At 46.0% G+C, this 22,121-nt stretch carries 23 protein-coding genes, 1 tRNA gene and 1 pseudogene; 15 read left to right on the forward strand and 10 right to left on the reverse strand.

The features are described 5' to 3' along the window. The first annotated feature begins 36 nt into the window (after positions 1 to 36). Together M3629_RS02595 and M3629_RS02600 are read left to right on the forward strand one after the other, a co-directional pair. Positions 37 to 771 (forward strand): spermidine synthase, encoded by a 735-nt coding sequence (locus M3629_RS02595; protein WP_251502776.1) that lies wholly within the window; start codon positions 37 to 39, stop codon positions 769 to 771. Positions 772 to 937: 166 nt separating this feature from the next. Next, positions 938 to 2,560: a sensor domain-containing diguanylate cyclase gene (locus tag M3629_RS02600; RefSeq protein ID WP_251502777.1), complete on the forward strand. Its 1,623-nt coding sequence runs from the start codon at positions 938 to 940 to the stop codon at positions 2,558 to 2,560. A gap of 71 nt (positions 2,561 to 2,631) precedes the next feature. Here the strand turns inward: M3629_RS02600 and M3629_RS02605 are convergent, their stop codons facing one another. After that, positions 2,632 to 3,624, reverse strand: a complete 993-nt coding sequence (locus M3629_RS02605; RefSeq protein ID WP_251502778.1) for a Gfo/Idh/MocA family protein — start codon at positions 3,622 to 3,624, stop codon at positions 2,632 to 2,634. A 222-nt stretch (positions 3,625 to 3,846) separates the two neighbouring features. Here M3629_RS02605 and M3629_RS02610 point away from each other — a divergent pair. Beyond that, positions 3,847 to 3,931, forward strand: a tRNA-Leu gene (locus M3629_RS02610). A gap of 65 nt (positions 3,932 to 3,996) precedes the next feature. Here M3629_RS02610 and M3629_RS02615 read toward each other — a convergent pair. Both M3629_RS02615 and M3629_RS02620 read right to left on the reverse strand, forming a co-directional pair. Then, positions 3,997 to 4,188: a hypothetical protein gene (locus M3629_RS02615; protein WP_145329281.1), complete on the reverse strand. Its 192-nt coding sequence runs from the start codon at positions 4,186 to 4,188 to the stop codon at positions 3,997 to 3,999. Positions 4,189 to 4,377: 189 nt separating this feature from the next. Then, on the reverse strand, positions 4,378 to 4,974 hold the full coding sequence (locus M3629_RS02620) for a helix-turn-helix domain-containing protein (RefSeq protein WP_090920440.1): 597 nt from the start codon (positions 4,972 to 4,974) through the stop codon (positions 4,378 to 4,380). Between the two features lie 448 nt (positions 4,975 to 5,422). On the opposite strand from M3629_RS02620, the pseudogene M3629_RS02625 reads away from it, so the two are divergent. The 9 genes and pseudogenes from M3629_RS02625 to M3629_RS02665 all read left to right on the forward strand — a co-directional run. Further along, positions 5,423 to 5,815, forward strand: a pseudogene (locus tag M3629_RS02625) (phage holin family protein); the annotation flags it as partial. Between the two features lie 312 nt (positions 5,816 to 6,127). Beyond that, a complete protein-coding gene (locus M3629_RS02630; protein WP_251502779.1) occupies positions 6,128 to 6,415 on the forward strand; it encodes a Dabb family protein in 288 nt (95 codons plus the stop codon). A 173-nt stretch (positions 6,416 to 6,588) separates the two neighbouring features. Beyond that, a complete protein-coding gene (locus tag M3629_RS02635; protein WP_251502780.1) occupies positions 6,589 to 7,044 on the forward strand; it encodes a DUF86 domain-containing protein in 456 nt (151 codons plus the stop codon). Positions 7,045 to 7,061: 17 nt separating this feature from the next. After that, complete coding sequence (locus M3629_RS02640) at positions 7,062 to 7,964, forward strand: DUF4261 domain-containing protein (RefSeq protein WP_251502781.1); 903 nt, start codon at positions 7,062 to 7,064, stop codon at positions 7,962 to 7,964. 183 nt (positions 7,965 to 8,147) lie between these two features. Next, the gene (locus M3629_RS02645) at positions 8,148 to 8,585 is read left to right on the forward strand and encodes a YtxH domain-containing protein (RefSeq protein ID WP_251502782.1); all 438 of its coding nucleotides are present in this window, start codon (positions 8,148 to 8,150) and stop codon (positions 8,583 to 8,585) included. A gap of 224 nt (positions 8,586 to 8,809) precedes the next feature. Further along, positions 8,810 to 9,619 carry a glutamate racemase gene (gene racE / locus M3629_RS02650; RefSeq protein ID WP_090920530.1) on the forward strand — a complete coding sequence of 270 codons (810 nt, stop codon included), beginning with the start codon at positions 8,810 to 8,812 and terminating at the stop codon, positions 9,617 to 9,619. A gap of 290 nt (positions 9,620 to 9,909) precedes the next feature. After that, positions 9,910 to 11,151: a M14 family metallopeptidase gene (locus M3629_RS02655; RefSeq protein ID WP_435368166.1), complete on the forward strand. Its 1,242-nt coding sequence runs from the start codon at positions 9,910 to 9,912 to the stop codon at positions 11,149 to 11,151. Between the two features lie 320 nt (positions 11,152 to 11,471). Further along, a complete protein-coding gene (locus tag M3629_RS02660; RefSeq protein WP_090920458.1) occupies positions 11,472 to 11,774 on the forward strand; it encodes a heme biosynthesis protein HemY in 303 nt (100 codons plus the stop codon). Between the two features lie 21 nt (positions 11,775 to 11,795). Continuing rightward, on the forward strand, positions 11,796 to 12,017 hold the full coding sequence (locus tag M3629_RS02665) for a DUF1450 domain-containing protein (RefSeq protein WP_090920463.1): 222 nt from the start codon (positions 11,796 to 11,798) through the stop codon (positions 12,015 to 12,017). 54 nt (positions 12,018 to 12,071) lie between these two features. Here the strand turns inward: M3629_RS02665 and M3629_RS02670 are convergent, their stop codons facing one another. Next, positions 12,072 to 12,518, reverse strand: a complete 447-nt coding sequence (locus tag M3629_RS02670) for a hypothetical protein (RefSeq protein ID WP_251502783.1) — start codon at positions 12,516 to 12,518, stop codon at positions 12,072 to 12,074. Between the two features lie 159 nt (positions 12,519 to 12,677). Here M3629_RS02670 and M3629_RS02675 point away from each other — a divergent pair, with 159 nt between their 5' ends. Further along, the gene (locus tag M3629_RS02675; RefSeq protein ID WP_221786508.1) at positions 12,678 to 12,959 is read left to right on the forward strand and encodes a hypothetical protein; all 282 of its coding nucleotides are present in this window, start codon (positions 12,678 to 12,680) and stop codon (positions 12,957 to 12,959) included. 132 nt (positions 12,960 to 13,091) lie between these two features. Then, positions 13,092 to 13,922, forward strand: coding sequence for an aldo/keto reductase (locus M3629_RS02680; RefSeq protein WP_090920473.1), 831 nt, complete (start codon positions 13,092 to 13,094; stop codon positions 13,920 to 13,922). A 387-nt stretch (positions 13,923 to 14,309) separates the two neighbouring features. Here the strand turns inward: M3629_RS02680 and M3629_RS02685 are convergent, their stop codons facing one another. From M3629_RS02685 to M3629_RS02700, 4 genes are all read right to left on the reverse strand, one after another. Further along, positions 14,310 to 15,044, reverse strand: a complete 735-nt coding sequence (locus tag M3629_RS02685) for a DsbA family oxidoreductase (protein ID WP_154958102.1) — start codon at positions 15,042 to 15,044, stop codon at positions 14,310 to 14,312. Between the two features lie 88 nt (positions 15,045 to 15,132). Further along, on the reverse strand, positions 15,133 to 15,558 hold the full coding sequence (locus tag M3629_RS02690; protein ID WP_251502784.1) for a cytidine deaminase: 426 nt from the start codon (positions 15,556 to 15,558) through the stop codon (positions 15,133 to 15,135). 60 nt (positions 15,559 to 15,618) lie between these two features. After that, positions 15,619 to 17,661: an LTA synthase family protein gene (locus tag M3629_RS02695; RefSeq protein ID WP_251502785.1), complete on the reverse strand. Its 2,043-nt coding sequence runs from the start codon at positions 17,659 to 17,661 to the stop codon at positions 15,619 to 15,621. A gap of 269 nt (positions 17,662 to 17,930) precedes the next feature. After that, positions 17,931 to 19,082, reverse strand: coding sequence for a THUMP domain-containing class I SAM-dependent RNA methyltransferase (locus tag M3629_RS02700; protein WP_251502786.1), 1,152 nt, complete (start codon positions 19,080 to 19,082; stop codon positions 17,931 to 17,933). Between the two features lie 296 nt (positions 19,083 to 19,378). On the opposite strand from M3629_RS02700, the gene M3629_RS02705 reads away from it, so the two are divergent. Next, positions 19,379 to 20,011 carry an O-methyltransferase gene (locus M3629_RS02705; protein ID WP_251504482.1) on the forward strand — a complete coding sequence of 211 codons (633 nt, stop codon included), beginning with the start codon at positions 19,379 to 19,381 and terminating at the stop codon, positions 20,009 to 20,011. 40 nt (positions 20,012 to 20,051) lie between these two features. On the opposite strand, the gene M3629_RS02710 is transcribed toward M3629_RS02705, so the two are convergent. Beyond that, positions 20,052 to 20,624: an imm11 family protein gene (locus tag M3629_RS02710; RefSeq protein ID WP_251502787.1), complete on the reverse strand. Its 573-nt coding sequence runs from the start codon at positions 20,622 to 20,624 to the stop codon at positions 20,052 to 20,054. A 132-nt stretch (positions 20,625 to 20,756) separates the two neighbouring features. After that, positions 20,757 to 21,968, reverse strand: a complete 1,212-nt coding sequence (locus M3629_RS02715) for an asparaginase (RefSeq protein WP_251502788.1) — start codon at positions 21,966 to 21,968, stop codon at positions 20,757 to 20,759. Positions 21,969 to 22,121: the final 153 nt, after the last annotated feature.

A 22,121-nucleotide genomic window follows, 5' to 3' on the forward strand; every position in this document is an offset into this window, starting at 1 on the left:
CATAGGTTCAAAGGTTTATCTGAAGGGAGCAGGAAGTTGAGAGTACTTTACCGGAATAAAAGTGAGCAGCATGAATTGACGGTGTACGAGACGAAAAGGCTTTACGGGGAAAAAGGACATTTTCGCGTATTGCAGTTCTCTAATGATGCCGTACAGGGAGCGATCGATGTAGAGCAACCTTCCAGAATTGTTCTAGAGTACCCAAGGGCTATGTTACATCTGATGGAGCGAAATAATCCGCATTACAATCGCGTATTTGTCGTGGGGCAGGGTATTGGCACAATCCCTTCTTATTTGTCTGATCGACAAGTTAAGGTAGCGGAGTTGGATGCGGAGGTTGTGGAAATCAGTCAGCACTTTTTTGGATACAAAGGGTCGCCTGTCCTGGTGGGGGATGGACGAGAACTGCTGGAACGGGAGCAGGATGCGACGTACGATTATATCGTTATAGATGCATTTACGGCAACGGGCACACCAGAGCAGTTTACGAACCGTTCTTTTTTTAACATGGCAAAAGAGAAACTGTATGCAGGTGGTGCTGTGCTGCTTAATGTGTTTGGACGTTGTGGTAACGATCAGCTTGTCAACGCAATCTACACAACGCTTGGAATAGAATTCCCTTATGTACGTGCCTTTGCACTTCCGGCCGAGCCCAATGACGTTCAGAATCGCGTATTGATGGGAAGTCTTCGCCCAATTGATGTTCAGATGCGGTATATGGCGGGCTTTGTGGAGCAAAACCTGCAAGAGGGTTATATCATGGAAGGATAACTAGATGAGGAGGACTCGCAATTTTTCCCGGATGCATTATTTTGTCATAAATTCGTCAATCCTATAAATTCAAAGTTAAATATACGTCATTTCTTCATTGTTTCTTAACAACTTTATTATATGATGATATAGGTATGCTTTTTTATGAAAATCCGGGGGAAGCAAAATGATTGCAAATAAAAAAAAATCCAGATTGCGCAGAAAAGTAAAGAAGTTCAAAAAAGTCAGTCTGACCGCATTACTTGGTGGATTCGTTACAATCTCCGTATTGATGACGCTAACCATTATGGTGATTACCTCGTATACCACGCAGAAACAGTCTCTTATTAACAATACTCTTTCGGTTAACTATGCGAGTGCTGTACAGATGAGTCAAACGTTAAACTCCTTATTTGAATCCATGAAAAAAAGCTTGAAGTATGGAGCCGCACATTTTAAAAATGTCGATTTCGATGATAAGGAGAAACTGAACACTACGCTGGATCTCATCCATAATAGCAGTGATTATTTTAACGCTGTAGTCCTGGCAGACCCGATGGGGCTTGTGTTGTCAAGGTCACCGTATTCTCAGGCCAGTATTGGTACACATGTGAGCTCCGAGGCGGCCAAAGCGGCTATCAAATCCAAAGCCTCATACATATCAGATGCTTACGTGACACCGCGAACGAATCGTAGAATTGTTTTTCTCAGTGAACCAATTGTTGATCCAATGGGAAAATACAAAGGCATGATTAGTGGGAGTATCTATTTGCAGGAAAATAATATACTCGATTTGTCGTTTGGGAGTCAACTTAAAACCGACAACGGAACATACTTTTTTATAGTTGACCATAAGGGAACGCTGCTTTTTCATCCCAACGTCAGCCGAATTGGCAGAGATATTAGAGCCAATACAGTGGTGCAGAAACTGATCAAAAATCAGACGGGACAAGAGCAGTATACGAATTTGGATGGGGTTAATACGCTTGCCGGATATTACAAAGTTCCAGCAACCAACTGGGGAGTGGTTGTCGTATCTCCAACCCAAATCGTATATGATCAGTTAAACCGTCAGATCGGACTGTTGCTGCTATACATAGCGGTACCCTTTATATTGTTGACTCTAATTGTGTTAAGAGTTGCCCGGAAGCTGGTGCATCCGTTTGTATTCTTGGCTGATCTTGTGCAGCAAGTGGACAAAGGGCAGGTGGAGTTACCTGTCGTGAAGCCGCATTGGAACAGGGAAGCTGATCTGCTTACTCGAGCGGTGCTCGGGGCTATGACAAGTTTCAGAAACAAGACGGATCAGTTGGTGTATGATGCTAGAACGGACGTATTAACTGGTTTGAATAATCGCCGAACCTTTGAGGAAGTGATTCAGGCATGGACTCATGATGAGAATCCATTTGCGATCATTGTTCTCGATATAGACCGCTTCAAGTTAATTAATGATACCTATGGTCATTCGACCGGAGATGAGGTTCTGAAACAGATCGCGAAGTTGATTCAGATGTCTGTAAGGCCTGAGGATGTTTGTTTTCGGTTTGGCGGTGAAGAGTTTGTTGTACTGTTAAGGGATCACGATTCCAAGAAGGCGTATGAGATAGCCGAGCGCATTCGCATTTCAGTTGAAGAAAGTATATTGGCTGTTGATCGAACCGTTACGATATCTGCAGGCATTGCTGAGTTCCCAATGCATTCCCGCTCGGAAACGGAATTGTTTCATCTGGCAGATAATGCGCTCTATCTGGCCAAAGAAGAGGGACGCAATCGAACCGTCATCATTCAGACGGTGGAAAAAGCAAAATAGTAGCACAGAAGAACAGAGAAACGGAAGAATACGAACAGACCCTTATGAACAGGGTCTGTTTCTGTTTGTTTCTATATGAAAGATGACAGGATTCGGTCACATAAAGCCATTGTGCTAACATTATCGCGAGCGCTTGAGAGTGGAACGGCCCCCGTCTGGCAACAGGACATAAAGTGTCTCATTTCACCTACAAAGCCACGCAGATAGAGATCCCTATAAGCTCCAGACATTGGGGTGCCGGAAGGAGTATATAACGAATCGTGTTCTTCAAGAGACTTCCATGGAAGAAGATCCCCTTTATGAGATTCATGTATTGTAAGTTTGGTGATCTCATCGGCTAGAGCGAATCCATGCTCAAAAGTAACCAGCACACTTTCGCTTTCACGTGACCATGCACTCATCCCTGTAAAATAGGCACTGCCCGTGACACCTTCATCAAAAATCAAGGAAATACTCTGGTTCATATGTTTTCCATCTCTTACAGTCGTTCCTGTTACTTGCGTAGCTTCGCCAAACAAATAACGCATGAGATCCACCATATGTATGGCAGCAAGTTTCATAAACTGTTCTTCATTTTCACAAAAAGGCGTGCTATCTACAGCAAATTTCATCTGGAACGAGCGCACTTTACCGAGTGTTCTCTCATCAATGAGTGTCTTGAGTTTTTGATAGATCGGAGCATATCGTTTCATAAAACCGACCATGACCACAACAGCACCCTGATCTGCTGCTTGGGCCACCTTAGCGGCTTCTTCTGCAGTCCAGCCAAGTGGTTTGTCCACATAGACATGTTTACCTGCTTCAATGCATTCCAGCACAAGTTTGGTTTGATCCACTGGCTGAGCAACGACGACGACTCCGTCACAGGTTTCCTGCTTCAGCATCTGGCCGGCATGATCATAGGCTTGACCTGAACTGCCAAAGCGAAGCAGGGCCGCCCTAGATCGTTCAAGATTCCTTGTAGCCACCGCCTGAATGGTTGCACCCGCTTCGATCGCTGCGGGGTAAATATTCGTGGAGGCATGGAATCCGGCTCCGATAAAACATAGTTTTGAATTCAGCAAATGAAAGTCCCCTTCATTGGTATATGTGCTTTATGTCATTATAAGATTACTATTGATAAACATATGTGGTTTGAATTAGTGAGAAAAGGACATATGTCCCTCTAAGGGATTAAAAAAGTTGTTGCAATATAAAAATGTAACATGTATACTCTGAATTACGGTAAAACAAGGAATTGTTTCACCGGATATACTTTTCATCGATGATGAAGAGATACATAATATGCGGTCGTGGCGGAATTGGCAGACGCGCACGGTTCAGGTCCGTGTGGGCTAACCCCCCGTGGAGGTTCGAGTCCTCTCGACCGCATAACAAAAAGGTTTGTATGTTTCCCGATTGGGAAATGTACAAACCTTTTTTCGTTTGCTTTTTCCTTAATGCTCCTGAATCCGATTATACCAAATTTTACTGGTCAGCAGACCTGAGAGGATGCCGGCTAAACCGAATAGAGCAACACTGAGCATTAATTGAACGGGCGAGAAACGAAACAAAAACGCAATTCCACTACCAAAGGTGGTTCCAGCGAGAAAACCCAAGGCGACCCCCAGATGTTTGAATGACTTCATTGTATTCACCTGCTTCTAAAATAGAGTATGGAGTGGTCCATTTTTGTAATGCAATAATCCGCTCGCTACACAGTTTCATTTTGTGGTCTTTTCAGGTAAATTATGCATCGTTCATCGTTTTGGCGTATCCAACTAAAATAGGCTCTGGCCCCCAGGAGAGGGCGCAGAGCCTTTTGGCTGTTCGCTGTTTTATTGATTACGACGATCCTTAAGAATGACATCTGCGAACAGAATAGTTTTCGGGATGCGGAAAAATTGTTCCGCTTGTTCCTGAAACGCGGCAGAAGGCAGCGTTCCCTGATGCAGCCATTTGCGGAAAGTGCCGGGATGAACCCCGATCCAGTGGCTGACATCTGTCACCGACAAATCATGGACCATACACAGGCCTGTCAAAATACGGTTACTCACTGGAGAGCGGGTTACCGTCCGCTTCATAAAGCGGGAAGGCTCGGGTTGACAGATGACAGGACTGTTGCGCACGACCTCTTCATTAAAAAGAATATGTCGCGGGTAGCCAAGCAACTGACAAGTTTTGTCCAGATTGGTACTGCCGGGTATTCGCCCTTCATACACCCACGCGCTTACACTGCGTGAGGAGATCGAGAGGTCTTCAGCGAGCTGAGACAATTTAATATCGTTGGCCATCAGCACGGCAAGAAGAACACGATTGCGGATTTGACAGCGTGTCGGTTTGCGGAACCGTTTAACACGGACACCTTTTCCCAAATATTTACGGTTGATCAGAGACCACGCCTGGATGGAATGTTGTTCTGGTTGATTAGGCATATTTCCTCCGATTTTTTTAACCAAATACTACAATAAATAAAGGGGTACTTTCAAGTGCCGCAATTACTGGTTTGAAAACCGCTTGTGCGTCATTCTACATGAAAGAGGGAACTACGAACTAGACCTCTTGCGAAACACATCCTAGTATATTCCTAGATTACAATGATTCACTAAAAAAGATGGAATGAATTGTACGAGATTACAAATTAAATAGTTCTATTTACCCACTAATAGGTCTTTGGAACTTTTGTGTTATTTTTGTTGATTTCATGCTGTTTTTCCCCTGAACTCCTACTACATTTGTAAATCTGTTTTTGGTGTTCAAACCAAAAAAGTGCACAAATCTGAAATGATAAATCCGCATGTTCGACAAGACAGATGAACGGTCACAATCTCTCATTCTCACATATATTGTAGAGTACTCAAACCAAGAAAGAACAAGGGAGAGGTGAGGAACGTGAGCCCAGCGGTGAGTTCGGTTACTGCTATTTCGGGAGCGGTGGTGACGTTCGCTTTTGGCGGGTGGGATCAGCTGCTTAGTCTGCTTGCGATCGCTATGGCTATTGATTATGTTACGGGTCTGGCGGCGGCTGTGAGAACGGGAACGGGACTGAACAGTAACATTGGCTTCTGGGGACTTGCGCGTAAAGGGCTAATGCTGACCGTTGTTCTGCTTGCTCACCGTATTGATCTGATTATGGGAACCGATATTATCAAGGGAGGAGCTATTTATTTTTACTTGGTAAATGAGCTAATTTCGATAACAGAGAACTATGCCAAAATTGGGCTGCCATTACCTACCAAGCTGAGACAGGCTATCGCGGTACTTAAGAAACAGGAGGAACAAAGTAGTTTGCCTGACCGGGAATGGAACATGCCTCAGCCAACTTCTACTAGCCCTACCTCAGTAAATGAAGAGGTTCAAACCAAAAAAGATGTTCAAACTGTTCAGGGTGAGGATAAGGAGGCTGAGAATGAGGGAGTGTCATCGGATAAGTCGAAATCAACCAAGGATTAGCTTTAGATTTATTATTACTGTTCGGGAAACGCATACAAAGCATCCTTTCGTAATAGACGGTGATATGATATATTTTGGATACACGAAACATAGCTCATAGTTCTATTTATTAATTCAAACGAGGTGTTTACCCAGATGATTAAGCATATTGTCCTGTTCAAAATGAAAGATCGTTCCGCAGAAAGTATTGAGGCTGCTGCCCGAGTTCTGCGTAATCTCGAAGGTAAGATTGATGTTCTCATGTCGCTTGAGGTAGGTATCGATGTACTGCGTTCGGACAGATCGTTTGACATTTCATTGACGGCGGAATTCGCTTCGCTGGAAGATCTTCAAGCGTATCAAGTTCACCCGCTACATCAGGATGTTATCAAATATATGAATGAAGTCAGAGAACAATCCATTGCTGTTGACTATGTGATCTAAGGTTTTAGACATCTATTCTGGATTTGAAGGGGAATCTTCATGAGCGATTTAAGAGACGTTATGGAATTTCTATATATTTTTGTTGTGTTTCTGATCGCTTGCCCTGTCATGATCTTCTGGCTTAAGCGCAGAGGGAAACGAAATCGATAACTCACTGAACGGGAAGTGAATGAATGTATTATGTGAACAGGGAGCAGATCGCTCGCCGGCTTGACGCGATACCGGAAGTTACCGTAGGGCTCAGGCAGGTAGTGCAGGCCTGGGATGGAGGTCTGGTGTTGGGGATGGTGCAGGAACGCTGCCTGCATCTTGCCATTGAGATTGTGACTGACGTGGGAAGTTATCTCATTGATGGTTTCATTATGAGAGATGCGAGTAGTTACGATGATATAATTCAGATTAATTATGAAGAGAATGTTTTTGATGAATCAACGTACGGGATTTTGCGTCAGCTCGTTACGTTGCGTAAACCGCTTGTGCAAGATTATTACAGCTGGCAGCGAAACGTGTTGAATCCACTTAGCGCAGCCTTGCCGGATGTGCTGGAACAGTTCTCCGGCCAGGTAAGCGCTTATGTGGAAAAAGAACTTGGCCCTTTCCAGGGAAATGAAGGTCAATTGAAAGAGTAAGGAATGAGGGAAGTTGTATGGAGAAAGAGCCGAAAGGGACAGATCAAGGGAAACGCGAAAGCGATGAGATGTCTTCAGGTTTTCACCCCGTTTATATGGTGGAGTTCCTGTTTAATGACAAGCCAGATGTGAATCGGCATGTGTTACAGGAGGCGCTCATCCATCGAACGGGACAAGGGAGACTGGATGTAAAGCAGGAAGAGAAGGAACAGGGAACGCAGGAGATGATGGTGTTCTACCATATGGAACATAAGGTTTCCTTCCAGGAAGGTAGCATCCCCGCTCAGACTTGTTTTCTACCCGTACATGAAATTGTGGACCGTACGCGTTTTGCAGGGGCTTTGCAGCAAGCATGGCACTGGCCTGAAGCAGGACAAGCTATAGCTTCTGCCCGTTATTCCATTCGGATTCATGATATGTTTACTGCTGCCATGCCTCGTAAGCAGCGTCTGGACTTGTTTCAGAAAACGGTGCTGGCGGTGTTAGACACATTTAATTGTGATGCGCTTTACTGGTACGGCAGTGACAAACTGGTCGAATCCGAAGCTTATATACAATCTCAGGAACGTGAGGAGCATCTTTATGCGGCAATGAATGTGCGGATGTATCAAGCGGGAGGTACGGAGCAACAACGTGAACTGGTTATGGATACCGTAGGTTTATCCGCGCTTGGCGTGCCTGATGTGCAATGTCACTTTACTGGACTTGACCCCGATACGGTGGCTCAGACACTGCTCGGTGCTGCGTATTACATATTTGATCAGGGAGATGTGCTGCAGGATGGTCAGACCTTAGGCTCATCCGGTGGACAACGCTGGCGCTGTGAGCATCAGTCTGCTTTAATCGCACCAGGACGATATGTCGTAGATCTGAACCCTGGGGAAGAGCATGCTGTGCCCACGCCTCAGACAGTTCGGTAAAACAGGATGCCGGTGGGCATCTTAACCCAGAGAGGCATTTGTTCCGTTTTTTTAAATCCGGAGTGTCAGGTCAAGCCCGTCATGCTTATAATGCATTAACAGAGTAGGCATTGGCCCAGATGAACAGATCCTATCGTCGATTCATAAACCGATGTCTAATCCAATGAAAGGGAGAGATGGATCATGAAAGATTCGAACAAAAGCTTGTTGTGGGGGGCTTTAATCGGCTCCGTCGTTGGTTCGGTCACTGCACTGCTGCTTGCACCAAAATCAGGACGTGAATTGCGTCAGGATATTTCCGAGGGTGCTCGTCAAGTTACGGATAAAGGTCAAGAACTGGCTGTAAAAGTGGGAGAGCAAAGCTCACAGATCGTATCCAAAGTGAAGGAAACGGCGGATGTAGTTATTAAGGATATCCAGTCCTGGCGTTGTTCTTCGGATGGTAAAGAGATTCGGATTTCTGCTGCAATTGCAGATACGGAAAAAGCTCAGCCTGAGATTCGGGTTCAAGAGCAGGCTGATGATGCCGTGCAAACGCAAGGTTTGAAATTGGTGCCAACAGAGCAGGGGAACGAAAATACAGTCAATCTTACTGCCGATGAGTCCAAAGACGATAACTAAGTAATGTGGGTATAGCAGGCTTTCCCCAATTTGGTGGGAAGCCTGCTTTGTTGTGCGTTCATGCTCTGCATGACAACTGGACTCTTAACCTTATATTTGAACCCGGCGATGAAATCGGGTAAGATGTAGGTACCTTTTTGCCGGAAATTTCATAGGGTAGGTAGAAAGCTTTTTTTGATATGGCGTATCAGAATGAATTTAATGAAGAAGGAAGCGGTGTGTTCGTGCAGCAAGCTATTGCTATATTAGACTCCGGTGTAGGGGGATTGACCGTTGCGAAGGAAGTGATGCGTCAGCTCCCGCGGGAAAAGATCATTTATTTTGGGGACACTGCCCGGACACCGTACGGACCCCGTTCGTCCGAACAAGTGAAACAATTTACGGAGCAAATCGTTGATTTTTTGATCCAGTTTAATCCGAAAGTGATCGTGATCGCCTGTAATACGGCCACAGCCGCCGCACTGGAATATATCCGTACCAAGGTGGATGTTCCTGTCATTGGAGTGATCCATCCTGGTGCAAGGGCAGCCATTATGGCAACACGTACAGGCCGCATCGGTGTGATCGGGACTGTGGGTACGATCGGAAGTGGGGCGTATACGTCGGCACTCAAGCAGCTGTCTCCTTATGTCGATGTGGTCAGCCAGGCTTGTCCTGCACTGGTGCCGTTGGTGGAGAAAGGCGAATTTCGTTCCGAACACACAACGTATACGGTGGATCAAGCGCTCGGAGAAATTAAAAGAGAGCCTATTGACTGTCTGATTCTTGGTTGCACGCATTATCCGTTTCTGATGGATACCATTCAGGATGTCATGGGCCAGGATGTAAAGCTCATCAGCTCAGCTGATGAAACAGCGAGAGAAATCAGTACCATCTTATATGATAAACGTAAGCTGGCAAGCGGAGATGAAACGCCTGTGCATCAGTTTTTCTGTACTGGTGATCCGCGTATGTTCCAGAATATTACGAAACAATGGCTGGGAGAGCAAATTTCCAAGACACCTGTCGTCTGGCAGGTCACGCAGTTGTCGTAATCGCTGTCGGATGTATTAGTAATCATCATTATATGGAATAAAAATAGGACTAGTCTGAATTCATCTATGTAATTTTGCTTCAATGCCCGGACCTGTAAAGGTTCGGGCTTTTATTTTTTCTTAAGCACGCTACAATTCTGGTCTGCTCTGGTGGCTATAACATCCTAACATAGAATAGAAGTCTGCGAACGATGCCACATGACGGACAACCGTGCTCGCATACGATATTACAGATACGATAAGGCGAGAACCCCAGTAGGGAGAATTAGACCTGTGGAAGGGAGAACAACATGGAACTGCAATGGATTATCGTGAAAACAGGTGACACGTTACCGCGAATTGCTTCGGCATATCGTATGACTAGAGCATTGTTGTGTGCGCTTAACCCGGAAGCTGCAGCGCAGCCTTATCTGCTTGCGGGTCAGATGCTGCGCGTGTTGCCTGGAACCGGGCGCAGATATGCGGTTCCACCAGGAGAAACGGTGCAGGAAACGGCAGAACGTTTTGGGTTATCGGAAAACCAGCTTCGTGAGAGGAATCCCGAAATCTCCATGGTGAAGGATTGGGGTGGCTGCTGTATAAATATTCCTCAGGCTGGTGGGAAAACCATCGTGAACATTGAGGGTGAATATGGATATCGTGAATTGATCAGAGATATACAGCGATTGGAAGCGCGTTATCTCTGTGTAGAATCGGGGCAGATCGGTACAAGTGTGATGGGAAAAAAACTACCCTATGTGCGGATCGGGCAAGGCCCTCGTCATATCCATGTGAATGCATCGGTTCATGCCAATGAATGGTTAACCACGCCAGTTCTTATGAGGTTTATCGAAGAATACGCTGAGGCGTATTCCACGCATTCGCTGTGGCACAATTATGATCCGCAGCGCTGGATGCAGGAGACGACCTTATGGGCGGTGCCTATGGTGAACCCGGACGGAGTAGAGCTAGTTCAGGAAGGCGTAGTGAATCGTCATAAGTATGCTTCTGAATTACTTGCGTGGAATGGAGGACGACCACACTTTACACATTGGAAAGCGAACATCAGAGGTGTGGATCTTAATGATCAGTTTCCGGCTCACTGGGACGAAGAGGTTGCGCGCAGGAGTATTTCTTCGCCCGGACCGCGGGATTATGCGGGGAAGGCTCCACTGACGGAACCTGAGGCTCAGGCGCTTGCACAATGGACGCAGGAACATGCATTTTCCGCAGTTGTATCCTTGCACAGCCAAGGTCAAGAAATCTATTGGAATTATCGGGATCTGGAGCCGAGAGAGAGTGCACCGCTGTCGCGCAAGCTTGCCAAAGCGTCCGGATATAAAGCGGTAAAACTAGGTGGCAGTGATGCTGGTTATAAAGATTGGTTTATTCAAGCGTTTGGCAAGCCGGGCTTCACCGTAGAGGTGGGTCTGGGAGTGAATCCGCTACCTGTCGAGCAATTTGATGACATTTGCGTGGAAGTGGGCATGCTACTGGCAGAATTGTTATCCCATGGAGAGCGTGAAGCGGGTGCTTCGGGCCAGCATGCATGAAAATCCATTATTGTTCAAACGTATAACTGGAACGGGCGCCGAAGCGGCGCTCGTTTTTATCTTTTTAAATTAAATCGAAGCTCATGAACCCTGATTTTGATGAGTTGGTTTGTCAGCCGAGCTGAACGTAAGTATTTTGTGCTGGTGGAAAAGGTAACATTCTGAGGTCGCACTGAGGTCGTGTCGAAAATATGACTTCATGTCATTTTCGCATCAATGTTATTGCGATTAGCTGTAACTTTCTTTACAATAGATGCTGGAGTTTAAAATGAATGCTGAAATGGTTGAAACCAGCAATGATAATATAGGAGATGAATTGAATGAACTGCAAAATCACTCGTAACGCAGCGAAAGTGTTGAAGCTTGAACTGGACAAGCCGGAGAATGAAGGTAAACTATTGCGTGTTGTGATTACACATGCTCACGGCGACCATGCGCATTACGGACTTGACCTGGATACGCCAGGAGATAATGACACTGTAGTATCTACAGATAAAGGCATTGACGTTATTTTGGAAAATGGACAACCTATGCTCGATGGCGTAAAAATTGATTACCTCTACTTGCCACAAGAAGGATTTGTGATCACGAATCCATCCAAAGGCAACCACGGCGACCACTAAGGGAGCGAAGAAGGGGAAATCATGGCTAACGATATCCGCGTATGCGAAAAATGTAATCACATCCGATTGAAATCCATTGTGCCTAAGCTGGAGAAGATGGCTCCAGGCACAGAGATCAAGATCGGTTGTAAATCTTATTGCGGCCCATGTGCGAAGCGTGCTTTTGTTTTCATCAATGGCCGATACATCAGTGCTCCCACGGAAGAGGAAGTACTTACGAAGGTTTCCAAGTTCATCAAGTAACCGAATAGCTACCTGAAAAGGAGGGGCAGAAGCCTCTCCTTTTTGCGTTTTGTTTTAGCCCAAGTTTTGATGACGATCCTGATCCGAATGGAGCAGGAATATTCGGAAGGTGTTCTCCTGAATTTCGATGGCGATGCGAACCTCTGCTTTATTAAGAATATGCACATTGCCCATCCGCTCATCCTTCAGTTCCGTCCAACCAGCGTCATGCAACTTTTGAAAATAAGCTTCGGGTGGGTATAGTCCTTGTTCACCGCCGATGTGTTTCAGTTCATACGTTTCGCTTCGAGATTGCGTGGGGTGATCGGAATATGCTGCGGATTCAATGAGTCTAGCATTGGCAGGAACGGGAATATCCCTATGCAGTGCTGAAGAGACGTATCCTTTGATCTCATACGTGGAGTTTGTGAAGCGCTGTGTCCAAAACATAAAAAATAAGAGTAACAGAACGGATAGCAATGAAACGGTGAGGAGGCCTATACGAACCCCTTTTGTGCTCAACCAGCATTCCTCCTGTTGTTATTAATTTTAAAGTCTTTTGTTTTTTAACGTATCTTGCAAGCAAAAAGTTTGAACAAATTTTCAAAAAAAGAATAAGTCTTCTCTATGCAATCCATGCTAATGGGGTGACAGGAATATGATTCCGAGGAGGAATAACTCATGCCCAAGCGTTATGATTCCAGTTTGCAAGCGGGTACAACGGTATCTCAGGCGCAAAATGCGGTGAACAAGCTTCATTATGCTGTTTCCCAGGCCATGTCCCATCCGAATGCACAGACCATTGTGCAGGCAGAGCAGCGGCTGGCTCATACCGAGCAGGCGATGAAGCAAGCAGAGTTGTCACTGGGTGGACAGGGTTTCGAGTTAGCGCAGGAAATGTTCATTGAGGAGAAGCAGAGGTTACACTCGCTCCAGAATCAGCACAGGCAAGGGAAGAAATAAACTGTTCCTGTTACATCGTAACCTGCAGGCCGTGATGGTCTGCAGGTTTTTTTGGTTTTTTTCCAGCGCTTAAAATTCTGTCAGAAGGTTAATAGACCGAGAGCAGGCAAAAATCAATACGGGAGGTACAGGATGACTAAACATATTACAGATTGCACAATTCTGAACAACGGAGTGACAATGCCATGGCTTGGAATCGGGACTTATAAGGCAAAGGGTAAAGAAGTACAACAGGCGGTAGAGACCGCTCTGGAAGTAGGGTATCGCAGCATTGATACCGCGTCCGTTTATGGCAATGAGGAGGAAGTGGGACAAGCCATTGCGAGTAGTGGTGTAGCCCGTAATGAACTATTCGTAACGACGAAGCTCTGGAATGATGATCAAGGTTATGATTCGACGCTTAGAGCGTTTGAAACGAGTCAGAAGAAACTTGGTTTAAATGTCATTGACCTATATTTGATTCACTGGCCAGGCCGGGATCAATATAAAGAGACGTGGAGAGCTTTTGAACGTCTGTATAGCGAAGGAAGTGTGCGTGCAATCGGTGTGAGTAATTTTCAGGTACATCATCTGCGCGATCTTATAGATGAAGGCGGTACGGTGCCTGCGGTGAATCAGGTGGAACTACATCCGGGACTGATTCAGCAGGAACTGCAGGACTTCTGCGGGGCCCAAGGCATTCAACTTGAGGCATGGAGTCCCATCATGAAAGGGAAGTTAAATCAGGAATCTACCTTGAAGGGATTGGCTCAGAAGTACGGCAAAACACCGGCTCAGATTATTCTACGCTGGGATATCCAGAATCAGATTGTGACGATTCCCAAATCGGTGACACCTGAGCGGATTCGCGAGAACGCAGATATCTTTGATTTTGAACTGACACCAGATGAGTTGAGACAGATTGATGCGCTCGATTCGGACAAACGGACAGGACCACATCCGGATCAGCTATTCTGGGATTGAGGACGAAGCTCATTTTCCGGTTAAATAAGTATGAACGTTGGTGGGAGCTCCGGGGGGACGTTGGTGGAAGCTCCGGTGACGAATCGTTCTTTTGATCGCTGTTGTTTTTGAATTTCCTCGATTGAAATTTTTTAAAGGTTGAAATTCGAAAACAAAGGCGAACGCTCCGCTTCTACAGAATCGATTTCGCCCCCTCCGCAGCAACGTTGGACAGGAGAGTCACTGGAAAAGGAGCTTCGGAGTGCGAGGGCAGTGACAAAACGGAGGGCTTCGCTTCTCCGTTTTGTTCTGATTAGGTTGTTTGTTAGTGTGTAGAGGAGACGCTTGCAGTAAACATAAAAAAAGCAGCAAGGTCATGAGTATTTCCATGATCTGCTGCTTTTTATGTTAGTTAGAAGGTTTGTTCTGAGGAACCTCGCAACCTTCTTCTGTGCATACACCGTTACGATCTGATGCGGCATCGTTCGATTCAACAATGGTGAACGGGGAACGTTCATCCCATGCTTTTTGGAGAGCATCGAGGAAGACATCGTCGGGCTGTGCTCCGGAAACGGCAAATTTACGATCGAGAACGAAGAATGGAACACCTCGGATGCCGAGCTGTGCGCCTTCTGCCTGGTCGGCACGTACGTTCTCGGTATATTGGTCGCTAGACAGAACGGCAACGGCAGCTTCGCGATCCAAACCAACCTCCTGGGCGAGATCAGCGAGCACTTGAGGATCACCAACATGTTTACCTTCAATAAAGATGGCGTGGAACAAACGCTCACTCAGATCAAGGGCTTTACCTTGAGTATCTGCCCAGTGAGTCAGACGATGAGCGGCGAAGGAGTTTGTTGGGATCATGGCATCAATATTATATTCGAGCCCTGCTGTGCGAGCATTGGCATTCATCTGTGCATTCATCCCGCGAGCTTGTTCCTCACTGATATTGTACTTGGAAGTCAGATAATCTACATTCGTTTTTCCGCTGTTCACTTCTGCATTAGGATCAAGCTCAAAGCTTTTAAATTGCAACTTTACTTCATCCCGATGCGGGAATTTTTCCAGTACGTTTTCCAGACGGCGTTTACCGATATAACAGAAAGGGCACATGAAATCAGACCATACTTCAATATTCATTGGTTTAAAACCTCCATTATATTCCTAATTGAAACTATTATAGTTACAATTATAAAGTGACTTTCAATTTTTCGCAAGTTATTCGAATTTAATCGTTCGAGTAAGCTTTTGTCCAATGGTTTGGTTGAAGCTCATTTAATGTTTTAAAAATAAGCTGTCCGGACGGATCGTATATAGCTGCTTTGACGTCCCCTCCCCAATAAAAAAGGCGTTCCTGGCAGATTCCGCAAGGTGTAAGCACTTTGAATCCGGTATTTTCGTCATCGCGCGCTACACAGAGAGAGTGAGTTACCCGCTCATTTAATTTATGAGCTTCCAGATAAGCGCCTGTTTCCATGCAAAGATGCACCGCATCGTTGATGACCTCTGGAGCTACGCTGATGAGCAGAGAACCGGCGTCGGTATATACAGCGCCCGCCCCACCCCAACCTTGGGGGTACCGCTCTTTAACAAAATCGGTAGCAGCATCAAAGAGTTTTTGTTCAATTTCGTGTGCTTGGATGTTAGATGTCATAAGATGAGGCCCCTTTATAATAGAGTATGTCTAATATTTATTTCGTTTTTCTGTACCTGATTATTTTACCGAAGAACTCTCGGTTTCGTTTGCCGGACGTTCCTTCTCCTCACGGAATTGACGTATCAGATCGTAGGTAATGATCGTATCAGACACATGCAGACGTTTTGAGGCTGTTTCAAAACCAACCTTGCAGGCGTTAATATCCGTCTTTTCGTGAGTGGATTGGTCGTAACAGGCTCCGTTGGCATAAAGATAATCATCCGAGGGAATATAGAATACTTTACCGTCTGTAAACGAACCGTTGCGTAGCACTACCGTGCGTTCCGTGTCGTTGTACACATTGTTTCCCATGTGATAATAGGATTCATCCGATATCCCGAGCAAATGTAGCACCGATGGTGTAATATCCAGCTGCCCTGACGGTTTATCAAAGGTACCGGCTTCAGCTCCGTCAGGTAAATGTACCAGCAGTGGAACTTCGTTCATGATCTGTGCCATATCAAGGTCGTTTAGCCCACGGCCTAGAAACTTCTCATATTGAGCTTTGTCGGTAATCGAGTTGTCATGGTCACCGTAGAACATGAAGATAGTCTTGTCCCATAGTCCCCGATTCTTCAGATCCTCCACCATACCACCGAGTGCGGCATCTACATAGTGAACGGACTGCAGGTAGTTTCCGAACATGGTGCCCTGGAATTCACCCACATCCAGTTGCTGCTTCTCTTTAGGCAGAGAGGCGTAAGGGTGGTGGCTGCTAAGCGTGATGAGGAATGAATAAAAAGGTTCCTTCACCTCATTACTCATTTTCTCCACGGACTGCCGGAAAAAAGATACATCGGACAAAGACCAGCCAAGCGGGTCGTCTTCTATGAAATCATTTTTACTATAGAACTTGTCGTATTTCATATTCTGATACATCGTATATCGGTTCCAGAACCCGCTCTCGTAGGCGTGGAATACGTTGGTGCTATAGCCATGCTCCTTTAAAATGGAAGGTAACGAATCGTACATATGATCTGCGTATCGCACAAATGCTGAACCTACAGGAAGAGGGTGCAGAGAGATGTTGGCGCCGAAGTCGGCATCTGACGTTCTGCCCTGTCCAGTCTGGTGATAAAAGTGGCTGTAATACTGGCTTTCTTTCATCAGTTCATTGAAGTGGGGTGTGATTTCCTGCCCGCCAATGCTTTGTCCAATCATAAAATTCATAAAAGCTTCACCTTGCACGATAATGACGTTGCTATCTTTATATTTTCCGTATAAAGGCTGGTTGAGCTGTCCTGCATTCGACTTTTGTCGATCATCAAAATAAGCTTTAACTTGCTGAATATCGGCCGGATCGGCTTCGGGGCCGGAACCTATATTATTTTTGACATAAGAGTACGTATCATAGCCGTGAAAAGCGAGCAATCCGGTTACATTGTACATGGATACATTCCACCAATTGTTATCAAACAGCCCTTTAGCCCAGGTTTTGCTGTAATAATATATAGGGCCGGCGCCAAGACCCAATCCCAGAATGAGCGCTGTGGCACCTGCCAATAGACGGCGGCGGAGACGCTTTTTATGAGATATGGAGGAAGTGAAGGAGTAACTCCCGTTAGAACTGTTTGTGTACATCCCTGACGTTTGACCCGAGCGATAACGTCTACTGAACAGCATTAAGGCTGCACACGGAATAACAATGAATAAATCGGCAAAAAACCATATATCGCGGGCATAGATTAAAGTGGCAATGCTATCACCAAGTGCGTCTACCTGTCGTGCCTGTAAGAGCACAGGAATGGTAAGAAAATCCTGGAAGTAGCGATAATAGACCATATCCGCATAGATGAGTGCAGTAAGAAGTAAGTGAAGGATCGTAAGTGCAGCAATCATGCCCCTGCGAGGCAGCCACCAGACCCAGAAGGACAGAAGCAACAATGATCCAACCGCAATCACTTTGTCAAGCAGTCCCATGGTAATGTTATACGCGTGCAGATTGTGATGCAGGAACATCAGCTTAAGCAGGATCAGTATCGTGAAAATAACATATAGCGTCAATGGGTGACGCAGAAGCATGGGCGTTCTGGAACTTCGCATAGGCTGAGTGAAAACCATAATGTTTCCCCCTTTTTTATGTAGTTGTTCATGATTCGAGAAGCTATGGATTAAATATGTCGTTTATTTTGTTAACGGAATGTAAAAACAGGGCTTCATATATTATAGCGTGACCGCTTCGCATTTCAACTATGCTCATCATCATGCTCGCCTGTCATACAGCCTTTCTTATAAGGCAGGAAGTCTGCTTTTGTCGGCTGGCCGGTGATCAAACAAAAGAGAACCGCCCCAACCGTAAAGGTCAGAGCGGTTCTTAACCATAAGTGTCTTTAAGCTTGCGGTGTTTTGTTGCGCGGTGGAAATGGTCCCAAATATTGATAGTACTGGGTTTCGATCCGTCCATTGAACAGTTTGCGACGCTTGTCCGCTTTGTGTCCGAAATACTCTTCAAATGCTTTAGTAGAAGTGATGGCAAAAAACGACCATGTTGGCATATCCAGATAAGAGCGGCCGAGGGAACGGAGTAGCTTCTGCACTTCTTTTTCTTCACTCAGACGTTCGCCATAAGGTGGGTTGGTAATGATAACTCCATATTCTCCTTGAGGTCTGGCTCGGTGTGCTGGCAGCACGCTGACTTCGATATCTTTGGCAAAGCCCGCACTTTTGATCGCCGCTTGCGCAACCTCAATCGCTTCAGGGTCGATGTCGCTTCCTGAAATCTGCAGAGGCACATCATCACGCACGGCATCAAATGCCTCCTCACGTGCCTGTTCCCACAGTTCAGCAGGAATTACGTCCCAGTTCTCGGAGTTAAAAGTACGACGAAGTCCCGGTGCGATATTCCATCCAATCATGGCTGCTTCAATCAGCATGGTGCCAGAACCGCAGCATGGATCGTAGAACGGGCGGGAAACATTCCAGCGACTAAGCTGAATCAGAGCAGCTGCCAGTGTTTCTTTCAGTGGCGCTTCTGTAACCAGTTTGCGGTATCCGCGTTTATGAAGTCCTGGACCTGTTGTGTCCAGTGTAATCAGAGCGCGGTCATTCAACAAAATGACTTCGACCACATAACGCGCTCCATTTTCAGGGAACCATTCAGTGTGATGCGTCAGCTTCAGTTTTTCAACAATCGCCTTTTTGACAATACCTTGGGAAGCAGGCACACTGCTCAGCTGTGATTTCTGAGATCGCCCTTCAACCGGAAATTCACCGTTTGCGGGAATCCACTCTTCCCACGGCAGTGCTTTGGTGCCTTCAAACAATTCATCAAATGTGGTGGCAGGGAATTCGCCCATATTAACCAGCACACGGTCCGAACTTCTCAGCCACAGGTTACAGCGACAAATATCAATGTAATCTCCTGTGAAAAATACGCGGCCATTATCGACCTTGGCATCCTCATACCCTAACTGTTTCAGTTCGCGGGCTACAACGGCCTCAAGTCCCATCGCGGAGGTTGCAATCAATTGCAATCGAGCCATATGAATTCATTCAACTCCATTTCGAGCCGCAGCTGGCTTAAGCCTCTCGCGGCCAATATAGTAACGGTGCGGCCTTGCCGCTTTCCGTGAAAAAACTTAAAATGAGTAATGCGGTCTAACCCGCATACTTCAATGCAGATTATTCGTTTTTGTGTGTAGAGTACACTGCGTTGATACCAAACATTCATTATAAAACATTGGCATCCATATGAAAAGCTATCCAGGGTATTTTAGAGAAAGCCACCTGGGGGCATTGATATGGAAAGTAGTCCAAATGTGCAAGGAGGAACTTCGTGGTGAATTTGACCCCGGACGAATATGTAAATCAATTATTTCAAGAGGATGAGCTCCTGTTAAAAGTAAAAGAGGCCATTCGGGCAAATGGCATGCCGGAGGTTTCGGTGGCTGCGGCGTATGGACGCTTGCTGACCTTTCTGGCGAAAACTTCTAAAGCTGAGGCTGTGCTCGAAATCGGTGTGCTCGGCGGTTACAGCGGCATCTGCCTTGCTCGTGGGCTGAGCGAAGGGGGGAGTTTGACTTCCCTTGAGTTGAAAGAAGAATACGCGGCTATGGCTCGTGGACATCTGGAGGAAGGTGGGTTCGGCAGTCAAGTCGAGTACCGGATCGGGCCTGCGGCAAACAGTCTGGAGCAACTGGCACAGGAAGGGCGTACCTTTGATTTCTTCTTTATTGACGCAGATAAGGAAAACTATCCGGTTTATCTCGATTATGCAATTCGCCTTGCGCGTCCGGGTGCAGTCATTGTAGGTGACAACTGTTTCCTGCGCGGTCGCACGCTTAATCCGGACAAGCAAGGCCCGGCCGTGCTTGCTGTGCGTCGTTTCAACGAGCAGATGGCAAATGACCCACGTCTGGTTACAACCATGCTTCCGGACTATGACGGTTTGGCACTGGCTTGGGTGAAATAGGTCATTCGAAACTCCGTTGAAAGCTAATTTAAATGTCAAACTATATCGTAGCGACATGCAGTTTTAATGTATGCTTTTTGCATGTGTCGTACAATTCACTTGAGATGATCGGTTTCAGTAGTTGTACATGTGCCAGCATGAAGAAGTGGTGCCCGCCGATTTTGCCCGGATCAAGAACAAGTTTGGAAATCACTTTGACAAGTTTACGTGGTGGCTGGTGCACCGAAGCGGCAATGACCGCTTTTCGTCCGTATTCCGACCTTTCATAATCGAAGCAATCCACTTGTTTCAGGAGATGTGCGATCCAGTATGTCTTTTCAACGGGGCGGTCATTATGATAACGGACAACGGCGGGAATAAACTGCACGTTCGTTCCGGTTTCTTCCAACAGCGTTTTGAAAGCGTTCGATACAACACGGGTACCTGTAACGGTTTCGAAATAGTCTACCTTCAAGCTACGTACCGATGAAAAAAGTTCGACCTCGGCCTTTGTATCATCAGGCAACGGATAATCTATAGCCGAATAATTGGTATCCATTTCGGGAGTGAAGGTTGTACCTCCGCTGATGAATCCGGTACGGGGATACTGAGATTCGAGAAAATAGTAATCCATACGTGTTATGTTCCTTTCCGAATGTAAGCTATTATTCATTATAAAGGCTAGCAGGACGGGAAAAAAGGCCAAAGCAGGATGAACCTCTGCTTTGGCCTTTTCAATTACATCTGGCAATTATTTTTCACTGACTTATACTTCAGGGGTGCCGTATGTTTCAAACCATTTTTTAATCGTATCAAAATCATCGCTGAAAGACAGTCCGAGCATTAAAAGAATCCGTGCTTGCTGTGGACTGAGGTTATCCCCGGCAATAATACCTTTGCCACCTCCATACACGCTGCCTGAACCAGTTCGGGTTGTCGTGACGAAAATAACGCCTTCCTCAATAGCCTTCGTACGGGCTTGACCCATTGCCCTGGAAATTCCGCCTGCCCCTGTACCTGAGGTGACAATGCCTTTCACTCCACTCTTCACAAATCCTTCAATCGCTCCACCACCCGCTTCTTGATACGAGATGGCGATCTCAACTTTGGCAAGATCGGCTTTGGTAATTTTGCTAAGATCAAATGCAGGTTTCGCTGTGCCTTCCGGTTTCATCGCGCGAGCAGGAGCCCGGTAGATCCGGATATTCTCTTCATCAATATAACCCACAGCTCCAAGCATTGGGGTTTCAAAGGTATCTGTACGGTAGTCATTGGTCTTGGTTACCCCGCGTGCAAGCTGGATGGTATCATTCAGCATCAAGACGGTGCCGAAAGATTTCGTGCGACCGCTGCCAGCCAGCTTAATGGCATTGTAGAGGTTCGCCTGAGCATCAGAGCCGATTACTGTCCACGGTCGCATCGATCCCGTGATAATAACGGGTTTATCGCTTTGTACGGTCATATCAAGGAAATAAGCGATTTCCTCCATCGTATCTGTACCGGTTGTTACCACGACGCTGTCATACTGAGCTAACGCCTTATCTACCGTTTGAGACAAGTCGTACAAGTCTGACATTGTATAGGAGCCTGAACCGGAATTGCCGAATTGGAGTGTGCTCACATCCGCAATTTTCTGTTTGTCCGGCAAATCTTTGACCATATCAGCAATAAGAAGTGTACCCGCCTTATAGTTCTGGAAGCTGGTTGCGTCTTCCGATTGTCCTGCAATCGTTCCGCCTGTACCGATCACAAGCACATTAGGAAGTGTGGATTGTTTGGAAGCTTCAGGTACTGCGGGGATGGTGGTATTACGTGTAGGCGTGGCTGGGGAGCTCTGAACCGTGCCGACCGTACCTTTTACCTCTACTGTAGCTGCCTTAGCGGCATAAGTTCCGATCGGGGACAGAGATAGGGTTAATGCGGTAAATGCGGCGGTGCTCCATACGGCCCAAGGGCGAAGGTTAGATGTTTTTTTCATGCTGACACACTCCTTCAAGTGATTTTTGTGTGAGGTATTCTGTTTTTTTTATGTAAGTAGATTGAGATAATATTATTTAATGTTAGGTAATATAACAAACATGATATTATAATGAAATAACGCTTACAATCAATGATTTCATTAGATAAATAG

Origin of the sequence: Paenibacillus polysaccharolyticus, assembly GCF_023714295.1 — a bacterium.
In the GTDB taxonomy this organism is placed as follows: domain Bacteria; phylum Bacillota; class Bacilli; order Paenibacillales; family Paenibacillaceae; genus Paenibacillus; species Paenibacillus polysaccharolyticus_A.

Coding starts and splice junctions, on each gene's coding strand:
- M3629_RS02640 (WP_251502781.1), top strand. CDS start 7,062: ATGGAGAAAGAGCCGAAAGGGACAGATCAAGGGAAACGCGAAAGCGAT.
- M3629_RS02665 (WP_090920463.1), top strand. CDS start 11,796: ATGGCTAACGATATCCGCGTATGCGAAAAATGTAATCACATCCGATTG.
- M3629_RS02690 (WP_251502784.1), bottom strand. CDS start 15,558: ATGACATCTAACATCCAAGCACACGAAATTGAACAAAAACTCTTTGAT.
- M3629_RS02660 (WP_090920458.1), top strand. CDS start 11,472: ATGAACTGCAAAATCACTCGTAACGCAGCGAAAGTGTTGAAGCTTGAA.
- M3629_RS02685 (WP_154958102.1), bottom strand. CDS start 15,044: ATGAATATTGAAGTATGGTCTGATTTCATGTGCCCTTTCTGTTATATC.
- M3629_RS02630 (WP_251502779.1), top strand. CDS start 6,128: ATGATTAAGCATATTGTCCTGTTCAAAATGAAAGATCGTTCCGCAGAA.
- M3629_RS02675 (WP_221786508.1), top strand. CDS start 12,678: ATGCCCAAGCGTTATGATTCCAGTTTGCAAGCGGGTACAACGGTATCT.
- M3629_RS02700 (WP_251502786.1), bottom strand. CDS start 19,082: ATGGCTCGATTGCAATTGATTGCAACCTCCGCGATGGGACTTGAGGCC.
- M3629_RS02710 (WP_251502787.1), bottom strand. CDS start 20,624: ATGGATTACTATTTTCTCGAATCTCAGTATCCCCGTACCGGATTCATC.
- M3629_RS02715 (WP_251502788.1), bottom strand. CDS start 21,968: ATGAAAAAAACATCTAACCTTCGCCCTTGGGCCGTATGGAGCACCGCC.
- M3629_RS02615 (WP_145329281.1), bottom strand. CDS start 4,188: ATGAAGTCATTCAAACATCTGGGGGTCGCCTTGGGTTTTCTCGCTGGA.
- M3629_RS02620 (WP_090920440.1), bottom strand. CDS start 4,974: ATGCCTAATCAACCAGAACAACATTCCATCCAGGCGTGGTCTCTGATC.
- M3629_RS02655 (WP_435368166.1), top strand. CDS start 9,910: ATGGAACTGCAATGGATTATCGTGAAAACAGGTGACACGTTACCGCGA.
- M3629_RS02600 (WP_251502777.1), top strand. CDS start 938: ATGATTGCAAATAAAAAAAAATCCAGATTGCGCAGAAAAGTAAAGAAG.
- M3629_RS02635 (WP_251502780.1), top strand. CDS start 6,589: ATGTATTATGTGAACAGGGAGCAGATCGCTCGCCGGCTTGACGCGATA.
- M3629_RS02695 (WP_251502785.1), bottom strand. CDS start 17,661: ATGGTTTTCACTCAGCCTATGCGAAGTTCCAGAACGCCCATGCTTCTG.
- M3629_RS02680 (WP_090920473.1), top strand. CDS start 13,092: ATGACTAAACATATTACAGATTGCACAATTCTGAACAACGGAGTGACA.
- M3629_RS02645 (WP_251502782.1), top strand. CDS start 8,148: ATGAAAGATTCGAACAAAAGCTTGTTGTGGGGGGCTTTAATCGGCTCC.